This is a genomic window from Polaromonas sp. (assembly GCF_012927485.1).
In the GTDB taxonomy this organism is placed as follows: domain Bacteria; phylum Pseudomonadota; class Gammaproteobacteria; order Burkholderiales; family Burkholderiaceae_C; genus Polaromonas.
In genome coordinates this window covers 1-15,519 of the sequence record NZ_JABBPC010000033.1, presented here as the reverse complement: position 1 = coordinate 15,519, position 15,519 = coordinate 1, and the positions used below count along the sequence as shown (strand labels likewise).

The following is a 15,519-nucleotide window of genomic DNA, read 5'->3' as shown; positions in this document are numbered from 1 at the left end:
CTACTACAACCACAAGCGCATCAAGCTCAGCTTGAAAGGACTCAGCCCGGTGGAATACCGGCTGAAAAATACCGTCTGATCGGCGGGAGCACAATGTCCAACTTCTGGGGGTCAGTTCAAATACGGGGCGATTCAATGTGGTTTAGCGTGCCGATTAACTTTGTTTTGGAGTAACTGTTCATAAATTCTCAAGCTGGTCTTTTAACCCTTTGGACTCAGGGCGACGTCGTCACTCGTGCCGTGGCCTTGCTGCTGCTCGTTATGTCCTTATCCACCTGGATGGTCATCATTGTCAAAGCCCTGGCCCTGCGCCAGATTTCAAAACAGGCACTGACGACAAAAGAATTCTGGCTGGCCCCTGATTTTCTCGAAGGTTTGAATAAGTTGGGCGGTGACGGCAGCAACCCATTCCGCCAACTCGCCATCAAAGGCCACGCGGCCAATGCGCACCTACAGCCCCAGGACGGCCGGCCGCACTTGAACAATTCACTCGACCTCAATGATTGGGTGACGCGCTGCCTGCGTAGCTCGATTGACGACGCCATCGCTGAGTTGCAGTCGGGGCTAGCGGTGCTGGCTTCGGTTGGCTCCACTGCGCCATTTGTGGGGTTGTTCGGCACTGTCTGGGGCATCTACCACGCGCTGCTGGCGATTGGTGCGGCCGGTCAATCCACCATTGATAAGGTGGCCGGGCCGATTGGTGAGTCCCTTATCATGACCGCGCTCGGCCTGGCAGTAGCCATCCCCGCCGTGCTGGGCTACAACGCGCTGGTGCGCGGCAACAAGGGCGTGCTTGGCAAACTCAACCGCTTTGCCTACGACCTGCACGCCCTGTTTGTGACCGGCGCGCGGGTCGGCTCCAGCAGCGCATTCAACATGGGCAGCAAGGTGCTGCCCATGCGCAAGGTCTGAGCATCATGGCCTTCGGAACCCAAGACGACAACGATGAAGTCATGAACGAGATCAACATGACTCCCATGGTGGACGTGATGCTGGTGCTACTCATCATTTTCATCATCACCGTGCCAGTGATGAAACACGCCATCAGCATCGACCTGCCGCGCGCCAGCAACATCGCGCAGGACGCCAAGCCCGAAACTATCCGCCTGAGCGTGGATGCAGCCGGGGTCTATTACTGGAATGAAGCGCCCCTGTCCGAAGCCGATCTGGTGCCGCAGCTTAGAGCCGCCGCCGTCAGACAGCCACAGCCCGAGCTGCACATCCGGGGCGACAAGGCCGTGCGTTACGAACGTGTGGCCCAAGCCATGGCTGCGGCCCAGCAAGCGGGCTTGCGCAAGATCGGATTCGTCACTGAGCCGAAAAACTAAACAATTTATCGACCTCCTCAGGACTTCCATTAAAAAGTTTTCAAAAACCATGTTGACCGCTTTGTCGCGCAGCCTGTTTGCGCCAGTGGCCTGGCCGCAGTCGTCGTTGGCACTGGCGCATCAGCTTGCCAGGCGCACTTTCCCCGCCACGGCCGATCTGCCAAAGAGCATGCTGAGGCTTTGAATTTCTTTGTCGGTTGTGCTGTAGTCCAACTGGCCGAGCTTGGACAGCCCTCCAAGCCGGATAGCTTGTGGGCCCGCGCACTGGCGGTTCCCAAGTGCTGAAAGCCATGTTTTTGGCCTATGCTCTGGGTCATGTATTTACCATCACAGTTCAAAGGTACTCGCGCGCAAGCGGCTGCGTTGATCAAAGACTACCCGTTCGCCAGCCTGATCAGCGTCGACGATGTGGGCCTTCCGTACGTGACGCATCTTCCGCTACATCTGGAAGAGCGCGGCGATGAACTGGTGCTTTTAGGCCATGTCGCCAAACCTAATCTTCACTGGCGTTATTTGCAGAAGCGCAGGCGAGCGGTGGTTACCTTTCTTGGCCCCCATGCCTACATGTCACCCAAGGTCTATCCCGACTTGGCCAGAGTTCCGACCTGGAACTACCTCGCCGTGCATTGCAGCGTGGAAGCGACGCTGATTGAAGATCCCCTGGCAAAAGACAAGCTGCTTAAAAAGTTAATCGCGGACCATGAACCCCCGTATGCGGAGCAGTGGAAAGGTTTGGGAAATGAGTTCGCTCACAAGATGTTGGCGGGCATCGTTGGGTTTGAGCTGCAGGTGACTGACTTGCAATGCAAGATAAAAATTAATCAGCACCGGCCAGAAGCGCGTGCTGCCATGAAGGCGTTGTACGCCGCCGGCAATGAGAACGAGCAGGCATTGGCTCAATGGATAGGCGGCGTGCATCTAGCTGCTGGTCAAAACAAACTGCAGGAGATTTGAGATGCGACTCGTTTTTGGAGTTTTGAGTCTTCTCATCGCGCTCTCGGTGGTCGGCTTACTGGTAAAAAAGCAACTGGGCGCGTTATCATCCTTGCCGGTCAAGATGCAGTTGCCAGCCGGCATTGACCCTCTAGTCACGCTACCGGTGGTTTCGCCCGGCGCCACACCGCAAGTGCAAAGCGAGCAACTACAGCAGCAGATCCTGAAGGCAGTAGAAAGCACTTTGCAGCAGCCTCGCCCAATGCCGGATGACCAATAAATGAGTAAAACCGCCTCTCGCAGCCGCCAGACGGCTATATAAAGCTATTTAAATCATAGCAATCATGAGTGACGAAACGTTCATGCAACTCGCCCTCGCGCAAGCGCGTGAAGCCGCCGCCCTGGGAGAAGTTCCAGTCGGTGCAGTGGTAGTGCGGGGTGGCCAAATCATTGCGACGGGTCGCAACGCGCCGATTGGCGAGCACGACCCAACAGCGCACGCCGAGATCGTTGCTTTGCGGGCTGCGGCGCAAACCGTCGGAAATTACAGGCTTGATGATTGCGAATTGTTTGTCACACTGGAGCCCTGCGCCATGTGCAGCGGCGCCATGTTGCATGCACGGCTCAAGCGGGTGGTGTTCGGCCCATCCGATCTGAAGACCGGCGCCGCCGGATCAGTGATTAACCTTTTCGCCCAGCCGCAGTTGAACCACCAGACGCAACTGCAGGGCGGGGTTCTCGCCGCCGAATGCGCTGCATTGCTCCAAGATTTCTTTCGGCAGCGGCGTGCCAACAGGCGTGAGGAATTTCAGCTAAACCATCCGCTGCGCGACGATGCGCTGCGAACACCCGAGGCCGTTTTCGAGGGGGTGCCGGGATATCCATGGCGGCCCAATTACATCAACGATTTGCCGTCACTTGGCGGTCTGCGCATGCACTACCTGGATGAGGTCAACAGCGGGAACAAAGTAGAGGAGGGTGGCGGCCAGCGCCTCACGTTTTTGTGTCTGCATGGGAATCCCGCTTGGAGTTACCTGTACCGCAAGATGCTCCCGGTCCTTGTCGGGGCCGGACATCGGGTGGTGGCCCCCGACCTGATTGGCTTCGGGAAAAGCGACAAACCCAAGAAAGACAGCTTTCATGCGTTCAGCGCGCATCGCCAGATGCTGCTGGAATTGGTAGAAAGGCTCGATTTGCAAAACATTGTGTTGGTGGTCCAGGATTGGGGCGGACTACTCGGCCTCACGCTTCCCATGTCAGCGCGGCAGCGCTACAAAGGCCTGCTGGTCATGAACACGCTGTTGGCTTGCGGTGACGCACCGTTGCCGCCTGGGTTTTTAGTTTGGCGCGAGATGTGCGCAAAAAATCCAGGGTTTGATGTGGCTCGCCTGTTTGCCCGGGGTAATCCGCAAATGAGCGCGGAAGAATGCTCGGCCTACTCCGCACCATTTCCCGATAAAGGCCACCGTGCCGCCTTGGGTGCCTTTCCGTTGATGGTGCCAGAAGTTGAGGGCGCGGACGGTGCAGCCGTTTCACGTGAGGCACGAGATTTCTGGCGCGAGTGCTGGGCTGGCCAAACATTGATGGTGATCGGCGCGCAAGACCCTGTGCTGGGTCAAGCTGTTATGCAGAAGTTGCAGACCTTGATTCGGGGCTGCGGCGAACCGGTCGTTCTGGAGCATGCTGGTCATTTTGTACCGGAACATGGTGAACCGGTCGCTCAGCTTGCGCTTCGGTTCTTTCAAAGCGAACCGGGAAACCATGACTTTTGAACCACCCGATCAAATCGCTTGACGACGACATCCTGCCCGATCAGGCGTTCACGGTTGTTGCTGCATACCAGGCGCACCCAGACCGCGTCGTTCAGGGCCAGTCCAACGAAGCAGTGGAACAGCAGGGCGTATTGGGCTGCTGCATGAACAGGCGCAGTGATTCGATCTGACGTTAGCGGTGAGGGCTACTCGTGTGGACCGCTTGGGGGGTAGTTCAGCAGCCCGTTAATGCGAATACGCCAAATTTTCACGCGTGCTTTTACCCGGGCTTTGAGCTGACGGGCCACTTGCCAAGGCCAAGAACCTCGAACCTGCGCTAGCACGCGGTCCTTCCAGTTCTTCCAGGGCGTGTAAAGGCGTGCAAACCATGGTAGCTGCATCAACGTGGGGTGGGTGAGCTGAAACAGGCGCGCGGCAATCGCAGTACCCGCCAGCTTGGCCACAACAATTAACGCCAAGCCCAGCGCCACATGGCCGTTGCCGAACAGATAGAGAGCGAGCAGCTTGATAGGGACCAATCCCACCACCGGCACTCCAAAAACCAGTAACGCCGCCCAGGGCGGCAAGCGGACAATCATACGTTCCAGCTGGCCCCACCAGGGCAACCTGCCCAGCGCGTTAAAGCACGCTGCCAGTGGTTCCCAGCCCCATTCTTCAAAGAGCAGGAGGATGGCAACCGGCGCGATCAGAAACGCCCGAAGGATCTTCTTAAGCAACTTCAATTCGCGTCACACCGATACAGGAAAAAACCCGCACGGCTATTCTCGAGGCTGGAAGCAGCGAAGCCAGAGGTCTTCGATAGCTGTAAGATTTCATGTACTCATTGTGCGGTACCGGTGCAACACTGGCCGCGGATCCTCCCTATGAGGATTATTTTTACCACTTGCGGCGGCAAAATGTACGGCTATTGCGCAGGAAAAGTCAGCGGCTCATGGGCGAAAAATTTATTGGAGTTTCCGCCGCCACGCCATCGTCTTTGAGCGATGAAGCGCATTTATCGGCGGGTGGGCAGGAGCGACAGCCTTCTGATGTGTAGAGCTCGGCAGTTGGGGTTAGCGTCGGTCTGGACATCGCGGTACACCGAATTTGCCCTGAAAAAGTGCTTGAACCCACTACCTGCAGCGAGCTTGCAGCTACAAGCTAAGGTCAGCATGGGCGTCCTCAGAGTTGAGCGCGGTGCAGCGCTGAATTTGAGACGCGTCCGGCTAGCCTCGGTGCGCAACCGTTGGTCGCTTGAAAAGCGAAAAGCGGCATTGTTACCGCCCGAACCGATTCGGTCGTGACTTTACAAAGGTCGACACAGCGTCACGTCGGCGCAATCAAAGCTCTCCCGGGTAAATCTTGTTAAACCAGCGGGGGGTTGACGGTTTCCCGGGCAAAGCTATGACCGGCTGTGCTTTGGCGCTCTAGACGGTCTTCCAGCTGGCCGATATGAGCTGCCATGGTGTTGTCTGTCTGCTCGAAGCGGGCCAGCAGGGCTTGATGCTGCTGCGCAAACCGTTCGTTCAGAGCGGTACCAACGGCCGCCTCTCGTTTTTGCGCGGCCAAAGCTTGAACTTCGAGATAACTTCGCAACTCGGTGAAGCGAGATGCCTCAGCCTTGTCTGCCAACTCGCGTTGAATATTCAATTCGCGGGCGTGTTTTCGAGTCTCAATAAGGTGAGTGCTTTGCAGGTATAGCGTGCTGGCTAAAAAAACCACGGTGGCCGCGATAAGCAATATCAGCATGACTAATCCCAGCGATACCTGGATAGTGGTAAAACCCAAACTGAGCAGGCTGACCCGAGTGAATTCATCCAGATTTAGCGCAACGAAACCCGCCACCAAAAGAATGGCGAAAACTAAAAGGAGGGTGCGGATACGCATGTTGGGTTTCCCATATAAATGTAAGAATTTGCTATAAAGTTATTCGGAACTCTAAGCGTTTGAGCCTTTTTTGGCTGTGGGACAATGCCGTCCCTTGGCGTCAGTTTGTGGGGGCGAATGCCTGCCAAGCAGCCCGAAAACCCCGACTCATGGTCTTTTCATCGCCCTCAAAGCGAATACTCTTTTCTTACATGCAGAAAATCATCCGCCAGATTGCCGTAGAAATCAAAGCGCAGGAGCACCAAGTCAAGGCCGCTGTGGACTTGCTGGACGGTGGCGCGACTGTGCCGTTCATTGCACGCTACCGCAAAGAGGCCACTGGCGCGTTAGACGACATACAGCTGCGCGAACTCGACTCTCGGCTCAGCTACCTTCGAGAACTTGAGGACCGACGTGAAGCCGTTTTAAAAAGTATTGAAGAGCAGGGGAAGCTTAGTCCCCTTTTGCGCGCAGCTATTGAGCTGGCCGCCACAAAGCAAGACCTTGAGGACCTGTATCTGCCTTACAAGCTGAAGCGCCGCACAAAAGGTCAAATTGCGCGGGAATCAGGCATAGAGCCGCTGGCCGACGCGCTTTTTGCAGACACCACGCGGGTCCCCGCTGACGAGGCTGCCGCCTATGTAAAAGCTGAGAAGAACGAGAGCGGCGACGATTTCACCACGGTCCAGGCCGTGCTGGATGGCGTACGCGACATCCTGAGCGAGCGCTGGGCCGAAGACGCCAGGCTGGTGCAGTCGCTGCGTCACTGGCTCTGGAGCGAAGGTTTGTTTTCGTCCAAGCTGGTGACGGGTAAAGACGAGAACAACGCCGACCATGCCAAGTTTCGTGATTATTTTGACTACGACGAGCCGATTGGGCGTGTGCCCTCGCACCGTGCGCTGGCGGTGTTCCGTGGTCGGGGGCTGGAAATTCTGGATGCCAAGCTGGTTTTGCCGATGCCGGCCGATGCGGGGCAGCCAAGCTTGGCGGAGGGAAAAATTGCTTTGCATCTGGGTTGGAGTCACAAAGCGCGCGCCGCAGACGACCTGATCCGGAAATGTGTGGCCTGGACCTGGCGTGTCAAGCTCAGCCTGTCGCTTGAACGCGATCTGTTTACCCGCCTGCGTGAAGAGGCCGAGAAAGTCGCGATTAAAGTGTTTGCCGACAACTTGCGGGATCTGCTACTGGCTGCACCTGCTGGACCGCGTGTGGTGATGGGGCTGGACCCCGGCATTCGAACCGGCGTGAAGGTCGCGGTTGTTGACGCCACTGGCAAGCTGGTAGAAACCGCCACGATTTACCCGCACGAGCCGCGAAAGGACTGGGACGGCTCGCTCCACACCTTGGCCAATCTCTGCGAAAAGCATGGCGTCAACCTGATTGCCATTGGCAACGGAACAGCCAGCCGCGAAACCGACAGGCTGGCAGCCGATTTGATGAAGCGGATTGATGGCATGCAGCGTGTGGTGGTCAGCGAAGCGGGTGCCTCGGTGTACTCGGCCAGCGAATTTGCGTCGCAAGAGATGCCTGACGTGGATGTGAGTCTTCGTGGCGCCGCAAGTATTGCGCGCCGGTTGCAAGATCCGCTGGCCGAACTGGTCAAAATTGATCCCAAGTCGATTGGTGTGGGCCAATACCAGCACGACGTGAATCAGAGCGATCTGGCGCGCAGCCTGGATACGGTGGTCGAGGACTGTGTGAACAGCGTGGGCGTGGACTTGAACACCGCTAGCGTGCCGCTGCTGGCGCGCGTGTCGGGGCTGAGCCAGACTGTGGCCAAGTCCGTGGTGCGGTGGCGCGATGCGAATGGCGCCTTCGCCAGCCGCGCCGATTTGCTCAAGGTGACTGGCCTGGGCGCCAAAACCTTTGAGCAGAGTGCGGGCTTTTTGCGCCTGCGCGCTAGCACCAACCCGCTGGATATGACGGGCGTACACCCCGAAACCTACTCGGTGGTTGAGAAAATCATGGCACACACCGGTAAACCGGTGGCCGAGCTGATGGGCCGTGCAGAAATGCTTAAAACCTTGAAACCTGAGCTGTTTGCCAATGAAAAATTCGGCGTCATTACGGTCAGGGACATCCTGACAGAGCTGGAAAAACCAGCGCGCGATCCACGCCCCGATTTCAAGGTGGCGCGTTTCAATGACGGCATTGAAGATATCAAAGACCTCAAAGAGGGCATGACGCTGGAGGGCACAGTCAGTAATGTCGCGGCCTTCGGTGCGTTCGTGGATATTGGCGTCCACCAGGACGGTTTGGTGCATGTGAGTCAGCTTGCCAACAAGTTTGTTACCGACGCGCGTGAAGTCGTTAAAACCGGTGACATCGTCAAGGTTCGCGTGACCGAGATCGACGTCGCGCGCAAGCGCATCGGTCTGACCATGAAGTTGGGCGACACGCCGGCGCGCCGCGACGGCCCGCGTGACAATCGCTTCGAAAGTGCCAGGCCGGGCCCGCAGAATCGCAGCGGCTACGGCGGTGGACGGCCAGGCGCGACTCAACCCTCAGCAGGGACTGCGATGGAGTCGGCGTTCAGTAAGCTGGCTGCGCTGAGAAAGTAAAGGAGAAAGGGCAGGGCAGGCGAAGATGAAAAACGGTCTGCGTCTATTAAAGACGTAGCACCGGAAGTTAATTGTTTCATCGCCATCCTGAGAAAAGCAGCTTGCACCGGAAAGGCATCGAGTGGACCTGCAGAGACCGCGGCAAGTTAATGTCCGCAGACCAGATCACCGACGGCTAAGTAGTGCGGGCAAGACCACGCGTACGCAGAGGCCCGACTTTTTTCCCTCGTCGGAATAATCAAGAGTCACACGAGCACCTATGCGCGTTGCAATTGTTTTGACGATAGACAATCCAAGGCCTGAGCCCACGTTGTCGTGCCCGAGCACGCGGTAAAACGCGTCAAACACGCGGTCGCGCTCTTCGTGTGGAATGCCTGGTCCCGTATCAGCCACCTGCAACGTCACGCAACTTTGAGTGGTTTGAATGGAGAGGTCAATCCGGCCATTGTTTGGCGTGTAGCGAATTGCATTGGCAACAAGGTTTTTCACCAAGGTAATTAGATCAACTTCAGTGACCAACACCTTGGCATCCGATTCGGTGACCAGCCCCAAGTCAATATGCTTGGCCTCGGCCAAAGGCATCAAATCTTCCAGCACTTGGCGCAACACGTAACGCACGGACACTGCTTCAGACGGTTCTGGGGACGACTCCTGCACCCGGGCCAGTGTGAGAAGTTGATCCAGTAAAGCGCGGTTTCTATGAATGCCTTTGCGCAATGTGGCCAGCCGATCCCTGGCCTCAGCGGACATGTCCGCAGCTTCCAGTCTCTCGGCCTGCAAGGAAAGTGCGGTCAAGGGTGAGCGCAGTTCGTGGGCGGCAGCGGCTACAAAGCGCCGCTGCGTCAGCACGGATTGAGCGACCCTCGACAACAGGCGATTAATCGCAACCACGAACGGCCGGATTTCCGAAGGAAACTGGGTATCCGTGATTTCACGCAAATCCTCTTCGTCGCGTTTATCGAGGTCTGACGCCATTGTTTTCAACGGTCCGAACATCTTGCGGATCACGTTGCCAACCAGAATCATCAAAACTGGAATGAGAACAAGAAACGGCATAAGGGTGTGCCATGCACTGTCGCGGGCGACTTCGTCGCGCACAGAGGTTCTTTGTCCAATGGCGATCCGAGCACCCGAGTCCAGGGACTTGACGAACAGCCGCAAAGACAGACGATGCACCGTGACAGTCTGGATGCCATCAGGCAGGTCCGTCGGTAAGCCCGGAATCTCGCCAGCTGCTAACGGCGCTAGCGAGTGGAGCTGCGGCAAAAGCTGTACGACGATGCGGGATTCAGGGTCAGAATCAGGAAGTGCGTTTTGCGGCTTCGTGAGATTGACAGGCAGGCGCTGGCGATTGATGAGGGCGGCCATCTGTCGCAACTGGTCATCCTGCAGTTCGATAGCCTCTTGAAAAGCAGATACAAACGCAACCACGACTGCGGCTAAAGCGACTCCCAAAATAACCAGCGAAAGCCAGGCCGAAAGCCTGAACTGCAAGGAGCGATTTATCTTTCCTTGGAAACCATCCATCCAACCCCCCTGACGTTTTTGATCGCGTCACTTCCCAGCTTTTTGCGCAGTGAGTGAATTAAAAATTCGACGGCATTACTGTCCACTTCTTCGCCCCAGCCATAAAGCCGATCCTCCAGTTCACTGCGAGACAGGATTGCTCCAGGTCGTACCAGGAGCGCTTGCAATAAAGAAAACTCTTTTCCAGACAATCGAGTCGCGATAGCGTCGGATGAGACTTCCCGCGTGGCCGGATCCAAGGTGAGCATGCCGTTTGAGAGCAAGGGTCCCGAGGCACCTCCTTTGCGCCGGACGACCGCGCGCATTCGGGCGAGAAGCTCACCCATTTGAAACGGCTTCAGCACATAGTCATCGGCGCCGCTGTCTAACCCCCGGATGCGGTCTTCAAGCGCATCGCGGGCCGTGACCACCACCACCGGGACCGCATTGTCGTGCAAGCGCAGCGCGCGCAATACTTCCAGTCCATCCTTTTTAGGCAAGCCCAGGTCCAGCAGTACGACACCATATGGCTGGCTTGCAATCGCCGTTAAGGCAGCAGCACCGTCGCGCACCCAATCCACGGCGTAGCTTGCATCCTTCAGTGCCTGTCCGACCGCTTCACCGATCATGCCGTCATCTTCCACGAGCAATACCCGCATCCAATTACCCTTCAAGATTAGAGAAAGCTACTTCGCGATCTTCCTACCGCTGTGTCTGCGCAGAAACGGTCTTTTTCTGGCTGATGGTCAGATAACTGACCAAAGACAAAATTGTCCCCAGAAAAATTACAGTGGTTGCCACTGTGCCCAACCCCAAGCCCCCATTGGCAATGGGCTGGGATAAGAGGTCACCGCACGAGGCGCCAAAAGGCCGGGTCAGGATATAGGCGATCCAGAATGCAAGGACTGAATTTAATTTGAAAAAGTAATGTGCTAGCGTAACTACGCCAATAACCGCACCGAAAACCAATGCTGAAATTGCGTAACCCAATTGCATACCTTCAGCGACCAAGTCCCCCGCAGCGGTACCCAACGCAAAAGTAAACAAAATAGCGACCCAGTAAAAAAGCTCTCGCCGGGTTGTGAAAATGCTGTGAATTGATAAAGTTTTTTCGCTTGCATACCAAGCTGCAAAAGTTGCTAGCAGTGCCCCGCTGAAAATGATGGTGGTGGTCTTCGTGGTGATACCAAAGTTATCCACCAGATTGTCGGTAACGAGGGTTCCAAAAACACTGATCAAGACGACCGCAATCCAGTAAATGGCGGGGACGTAACGCTTTGCGCGCAGCTGGAAAACAAGCGCGACCAGGAGCAGGACTCCCATGACAAGGGAGGTTCCGGTTAGACCGAAATGCAGATCTGCATTGAGGAAGTCCGCCGCAGTTTCGCCCACGGTCGTCGCCATAATCTTGATGATCCAGAAGAAAAGCGTGATTTCTGGAACTTTGTTCAGCATTCGGGTGGTGCCGTTATTCAGAGATGTTTTCATGGCCTATTTTCTTTTTAGATGGAGGGGAAGACGGATGGAAAGTGTCACTTTCGGCGATCAGACTTAGCGCAAACATAGCGGCCTACTTTAGTGCCCAGCCGCGGCGTATCAACGTACTGAATAGGCGGTGGTAAATTGCGATCACCCAGCGATAAGTGCGCTCAAGATACCAACGGTTTTCGCGCCAACACACCCAGGCGCTCAGCGCCGCAACTGCTGCAGCACCCGCCATATCCAAAGGAAAATGCACGCCCAGATAAATGCGTGCCCATGCAATTGGCAGTCCGAGCAGCGCGAGCACCACACCGGCGGCACGCGAGCGTGGATGGAGCAGGAAGCTGCACGCGACGGCCCATAGCAAGGTAAGGTGATCACTGGGAAAAGACGAATCGGCCACGTGAGGCAAGAACGTATGGCCCATCCCAATCATGAAAGGTCGGGGATGTTGCCATACCAAACCGATGGCTTGGTTGACTAACAATCCCGCTACACCCGATGCGGTGGCTTCCAGCATGATTTTTCGGGCCTGCTCGGTGCCGCGGAGCCAGGCAATCGCGAGGGACAGCGGGATCAGCCAAATCGTGTAGTCTGCGAGCAATTTTGCGGCCCACACTAAAGCTATATTGGGATGAGCTGAGGCGTTGATCAGCAAGAAAAGTGAGTAGTTAAATTCGTTCATTGGCAATCCGGAGCCGAATCACCTGATCCGAGGTGATTCGGCGGTTAATACTAGTCAGCCTTGTCATTTCCGTCGTCGGCGTCGCCTTTGTCTTCAACGGACGAAATGACCGTTCCTTTATCAGCGTCAATTCTGACGTCAAAGACTTTGGTGCCAGCAACTACTTCGATGTCGTAAGCCCAACCCGCTTTAGTTTGCTCGTACTCTGCGCGTGCGGCCCTTCCATTCGTGTGCTGCTCGGCGGCAGTAATGGCCTGCGTCATTGGAATCTTGGCCTGGGTGATGGCCAGGGCGTCATTCTCCGTGTTTTTCGCCGCGTAAGCGCCGGCTCCGGCTGAGGCAAGAACAGCCGCCAGGATGGCGATTTTAGTGTTGCGAAGCATAGTAGCTCTCCATTTAAATGCACGCAGACATTTGCGTGATAGGGAGCGTAAGAAATCCGACTTAGCTCATACTGAGCGTCAGTAACTTCGTTGAGCGACCAAGCTGCCAGCGTCCTTTTTTGTTGACCGCACCTCATTGCAGGCTCTAGGCGCTTAATCGCTCAACGTGCAGGCAGGAGCATCCACTGAACAGACAGTCACAGAGAATCTTCTAACATTTCTTCGTATTCCGCTACGCTGGCGATTCTTGGATTCGTCTTGTGGCAATGGTCAGCCAGCGCGCCTTTGATGATCTTGCTGAACTGGTCGCGCTGCACTCCCAAGGCGGCGAGGCCGGCGGGCAGGCCGAGGCGGGCATTCATGTCTTTAATGGCTTGCGGGATGTCGGTGCCCGATGCCAGTCCCATGGCGCGGGCCATGCGCTCCATCCGATGCTCCTTTCGCACCGATTCGGCCTGGGAATTAAAGCGCACCACTGCGGGTAAAAACATCGCGTTCAGCGTGCCGTGGTGCAGACGAGGATCGACGCCACCCAGGCTATGGCTTAACGAGTGCACGCAGCCCAGTCCCTTCTGAAAGGCCATGGCCCCCTGCATTGAAGCGCTCATCATGTTTAAACGAGCCTCGCGATCGCTTCCGCTGCTGGTAGCGCGTTCGATGTGTGCCCAGCCGCGTTCCAGACCGTCAAGCGCAATGCCGTCGGCCGGCGGATTGAACGCTGGCGCCATAAAGGTTTCCATGCAGTGTGCGATAGCGTCCATTCCGGTGGCGGCTGTTAATTTGGCAGGCAGCCCCAGCGTTAGTTCGGGATCGCAAATAGCGCTTTTGGGTACCAGATGCCAGGAGTGGAAGCCGAGCTTGCGGTGGTCATCCACGATGATGATTGCGCCGCGCGCTACCTCGCTACCGGTGCCGCTGGTGGTGGGCACTGCAATCAACGGGGCGACGCGGTCGGTGATTTTTAGAGAGCCGCCTTCGATGGTGGCGTAGGTTTTGAGCGGGCCCTTGTGCGTTGCGGCAATGGCTACGCCCTTGGCGCAATCAATCGCGGAGCCACCGCCCACGGCTATCAGGCCGTCGCATCCGCTCGCTTTATACAGTTCGGCCGCAACGCGCACCGCCGCTTCAGTCGGGTTGGATGGCGTCTGGTCAAAAACTGTGACTCTCATGTTCGACGGGTTCAGGGCATCCAGCGCTTTTTGTAGTATTCCGGCGGCCTTGACACCGGGGTCGGTGACGATAAGGGGCCGGGTGATGCCCACGCGCTCGCACTCTTGCCTGAGTAGCTTGATGGCGCCAAATTCAAACTGGATTTGGGTGATGTAGTAAATGAAGGCCATGGCTTGCTATCTTTCTGCGTTGTACGATGCTGTGCGGTTGTCGAATTTTTCTGATCTCCCCACGATCAGCTTCTTCCTACTTTAATGGCTTCAGAACCTTTATGAATTGCAAGCAAACCCTGATATTGGCTGCGTCGGTAACATTGCGCTCGGCGGCCCCGACGATGGGATTACTTGGGTTAGTCCAGGTCACTGCGGCTGGCGAATAGATGCGCTCCCGCCCTCCGCAGGCGTTGCTAACGCATGCCATGCAAGACGTACTGAGTCGCATGTCGCGCGCCGCGCGCCCGCCATTTCACACGCTTACGCCTGGCCAAGCCCGGGCAGCTTACGAAGCAGGCTCGGGGGTGCTGGAAATTTCCAAACCGTCCTTGGCACGGGTTGAGAACCTCACTATTCAGGCGCGTGATGGCTATTTGCTAGCGGCTCGGCTGTACGCGCCGTCCGTTGAAAAACTGCCGGTTCTGTTGTATTTCCACGGAGGCGGATTCACGATAGGAAGTATCAGCAGCCATGATGTGTTGTGCCGCCAGCTCAGCCACCTGACGGGTTGCGCGGTTGTTTCTTTGGACTACCGCCTGGCACCAGAGTACAAGTTTCCCACCGCAGCCAATGATGCCTGGGATGCGCTGCAATGGTTGGCGGTGCATTCGGAAAACTGTGGATTGGACGAGTCTCGGCTGGCGGTGGGTGGGGATAGCGCTGGTGGCACTTTGGCAGCCGTGTGCGCCGTCATGGCCCGCGACACCGATCTGCCATTGGCGCTTCAGCTGCTGTTTTACCCCGGCTGTGCTGCGCACCAGGAAACTTCCTCTCACGAGACGTTCGCCAAAGGATTTGTTCTCGAAGAGACTGATATTTCCTGGCTCTTTAACAACTATGTGCGTAGCCCGGCCGATCGTGACAACTGGCGCTTCGCGCCACTTAACGCGTCTGACGTTGAGGGCGTAGCCTCGACGTGGGTGGGCCTTGCTGAGTGTGACCCGCTGGTGGATGAAGGGGTGATGTATGCCGACAAGTTGCGCGCTGCCGGCGTTCAAGTAGACCTCGAGATTTACCGGGGGGTGACGCATGAGTTCATCAAGATGGGGCGCATCATTCCGGAGGCGCGCCAGGCGCATGCCGATGCGGCGAGGGCGCTGCGACGGGCTTTCAATCTAAGCCCGTCAATATGAACTAACAAGCTTTCTTCTTTTCACCCGTCTGCGAGTTTGCTGGCGCCGCCAGTTAATGCCATCAAATCGCAGCTTAGCGCTGATCCAAACGTTTCGTCCGTATCAGGTCGGTTTTAAGCCGAGGAATGCGGACAAAGCAGTCCCCGTGCAACCGAAGAAAACTAGATTGAGACCCCGTCCACGACATTCGTAAAGTTCGCCTTTTCACTCGACGACGCGTATTTATGAGCTACAATTTGGCCTGCTCTGCTGAACCCAGCTAGGTTTGAATCAGTCTTTTGCTGCACCGCGTTTTGAGGTGTTTCGTCAGATAAGGTTTGACAATAGTTGTCATGTGTGTTCCGAAGCAGGGCAGACAAAGAAACTTGAAAATAGTTTGCCGGTGATAAAAAAGCCGGTATATAATTCGAGGCTCAGCTGATCACAGCGAAGAACGAAAAAGCAGCGGCAAATAGCAGCTGTCAAGTAGTTGAGATCATTAAAAATTTACAGCCGATAAGTATGGGCGT

At 56.3% G+C, this 15,519-nt stretch carries 19 protein-coding genes; 10 read left to right on the top strand and 9 right to left on the bottom strand.

What is annotated here, in order from left to right:
* From HHJ16_RS16905 to HHJ16_RS13350, 8 genes are all read left to right on the top strand, one after another.
* On the top strand, positions 1 to 79 hold a 79-nt coding region (locus HHJ16_RS16905; protein ID WP_366557496.1), incomplete at its 5' end, for an IS3 family transposase.
* A 101-nt stretch (positions 80 to 180) separates the two neighbouring features.
* Positions 181 to 912: a MotA/TolQ/ExbB proton channel family protein gene (locus HHJ16_RS13380; RefSeq protein ID WP_296901351.1), complete on the top strand. Its 732-nt coding sequence runs from the start codon at positions 181 to 183 to the stop codon at positions 910 to 912.
* Positions 913 to 917: 5 nt separating this feature from the next.
* Entirely contained in the window at positions 918 to 1,328 is a 411-nt protein-coding gene (locus HHJ16_RS13375; protein WP_296901347.1) for a biopolymer transporter ExbD, read from the top strand.
* A 49-nt stretch (positions 1,329 to 1,377) separates the two neighbouring features.
* Positions 1,378 to 1,512, top strand: a complete 135-nt coding sequence (locus HHJ16_RS13370) for a hypothetical protein (protein ID WP_296901345.1) — start codon at positions 1,378 to 1,380, stop codon at positions 1,510 to 1,512.
* A gap of 131 nt (positions 1,513 to 1,643) precedes the next feature.
* Positions 1,644 to 2,282 (top strand): FMN-binding negative transcriptional regulator, encoded by a 639-nt coding sequence (locus HHJ16_RS13365; protein ID WP_296901343.1) that lies wholly within the window; start codon positions 1,644 to 1,646, stop codon positions 2,280 to 2,282.
* A gap of 1 nt (position 2,283) precedes the next feature.
* Entirely contained in the window at positions 2,284 to 2,541 is a 258-nt protein-coding gene (locus HHJ16_RS13360) for a hypothetical protein (RefSeq protein ID WP_296901342.1), read from the top strand.
* A gap of 64 nt (positions 2,542 to 2,605) precedes the next feature.
* Positions 2,606 to 4,033 carry a tRNA adenosine(34) deaminase TadA gene (tadA, locus tag HHJ16_RS13355; RefSeq protein WP_296901341.1) on the top strand — a complete coding sequence of 476 codons (1,428 nt, stop codon included), beginning with the start codon at positions 2,606 to 2,608 and terminating at the stop codon, positions 4,031 to 4,033.
* Positions 4,030 to 4,203 carry a hypothetical protein gene (locus tag HHJ16_RS13350; protein ID WP_296901340.1) on the top strand — a complete coding sequence of 58 codons (174 nt, stop codon included), beginning with the start codon at positions 4,030 to 4,032 and terminating at the stop codon, positions 4,201 to 4,203. Before tadA ends, HHJ16_RS13350 begins: the two co-directional genes overlap by 4 nt.
* Positions 4,204 to 4,218: 15 nt before the next feature.
* Here the strand turns inward: HHJ16_RS13350 and HHJ16_RS13345 are convergent, their stop codons facing one another.
* The 3 genes from HHJ16_RS13345 to HHJ16_RS13335 all read right to left on the bottom strand — a co-directional run bounded on the left by HHJ16_RS13345 (position 4,219) and on the right by HHJ16_RS13335 (position 5,899).
* A complete protein-coding gene (locus HHJ16_RS13345; RefSeq protein ID WP_366557495.1) occupies positions 4,219 to 4,749 on the bottom strand; it encodes a hypothetical protein in 531 nt (176 codons plus the stop codon).
* 205 nt (positions 4,750 to 4,954) lie between these two features.
* Entirely contained in the window at positions 4,955 to 5,104 is a 150-nt protein-coding gene (locus HHJ16_RS13340) for a DUF1223 domain-containing protein (RefSeq protein ID WP_296901338.1), read from the bottom strand.
* Between the two features lie 273 nt (positions 5,105 to 5,377).
* Positions 5,378 to 5,899 (bottom strand): hypothetical protein, encoded by a 522-nt coding sequence (locus HHJ16_RS13335; protein ID WP_296901337.1) that lies wholly within the window; start codon positions 5,897 to 5,899, stop codon positions 5,378 to 5,380.
* 191 nt (positions 5,900 to 6,090) lie between these two features.
* Here HHJ16_RS13335 and HHJ16_RS13330 point away from each other — a divergent pair, with 191 nt between their 5' ends.
* Positions 6,091 to 8,439 (top strand): Tex family protein, encoded by a 2,349-nt coding sequence (locus HHJ16_RS13330; protein ID WP_296901336.1) that lies wholly within the window; start codon positions 6,091 to 6,093, stop codon positions 8,437 to 8,439.
* 165 nt (positions 8,440 to 8,604) lie between these two features.
* Here the strand turns inward: HHJ16_RS13330 and HHJ16_RS13325 are convergent, their stop codons facing one another.
* From HHJ16_RS13325 to HHJ16_RS13300, 6 genes are all read right to left on the bottom strand, one after another.
* Complete coding sequence (locus tag HHJ16_RS13325) at positions 8,605 to 9,966, bottom strand: ATP-binding protein (RefSeq protein WP_296901335.1); 1,362 nt, start codon at positions 9,964 to 9,966, stop codon at positions 8,605 to 8,607.
* Positions 9,942 to 10,604, bottom strand: coding sequence for a response regulator transcription factor (locus HHJ16_RS13320; protein ID WP_296901334.1), 663 nt, complete (start codon positions 10,602 to 10,604; stop codon positions 9,942 to 9,944). The genes HHJ16_RS13325 and HHJ16_RS13320 overlap by 25 nt, the downstream gene beginning before the upstream one ends.
* Positions 10,605 to 10,647: 43 nt before the next feature.
* Positions 10,648 to 11,400, bottom strand: a complete 753-nt coding sequence (locus HHJ16_RS13315; RefSeq protein WP_296901349.1) for a hypothetical protein — start codon at positions 11,398 to 11,400, stop codon at positions 10,648 to 10,650.
* A 115-nt stretch (positions 11,401 to 11,515) separates the two neighbouring features.
* A complete protein-coding gene (locus HHJ16_RS13310) occupies positions 11,516 to 12,112 on the bottom strand; it encodes an undecaprenyl-diphosphatase (RefSeq protein ID WP_296901333.1) in 597 nt (198 codons plus the stop codon).
* A gap of 50 nt (positions 12,113 to 12,162) precedes the next feature.
* Complete coding sequence (locus tag HHJ16_RS13305) at positions 12,163 to 12,495, bottom strand: PepSY domain-containing protein (protein ID WP_296901332.1); 333 nt, start codon at positions 12,493 to 12,495, stop codon at positions 12,163 to 12,165.
* A 197-nt stretch (positions 12,496 to 12,692) separates the two neighbouring features.
* Positions 12,693 to 13,835 (bottom strand): iron-containing alcohol dehydrogenase, encoded by a 1,143-nt coding sequence (locus HHJ16_RS13300; protein ID WP_296901331.1) that lies wholly within the window; start codon positions 13,833 to 13,835, stop codon positions 12,693 to 12,695.
* A 209-nt stretch (positions 13,836 to 14,044) separates the two neighbouring features.
* On the opposite strand from HHJ16_RS13300, the gene HHJ16_RS13295 reads away from it, so the two are divergent.
* Positions 14,045 to 15,010, top strand: coding sequence for an alpha/beta hydrolase (locus HHJ16_RS13295; RefSeq protein ID WP_296901330.1), 966 nt, complete (start codon positions 14,045 to 14,047; stop codon positions 15,008 to 15,010).
* Positions 15,011 to 15,519: the final 509 nt, after the last annotated feature.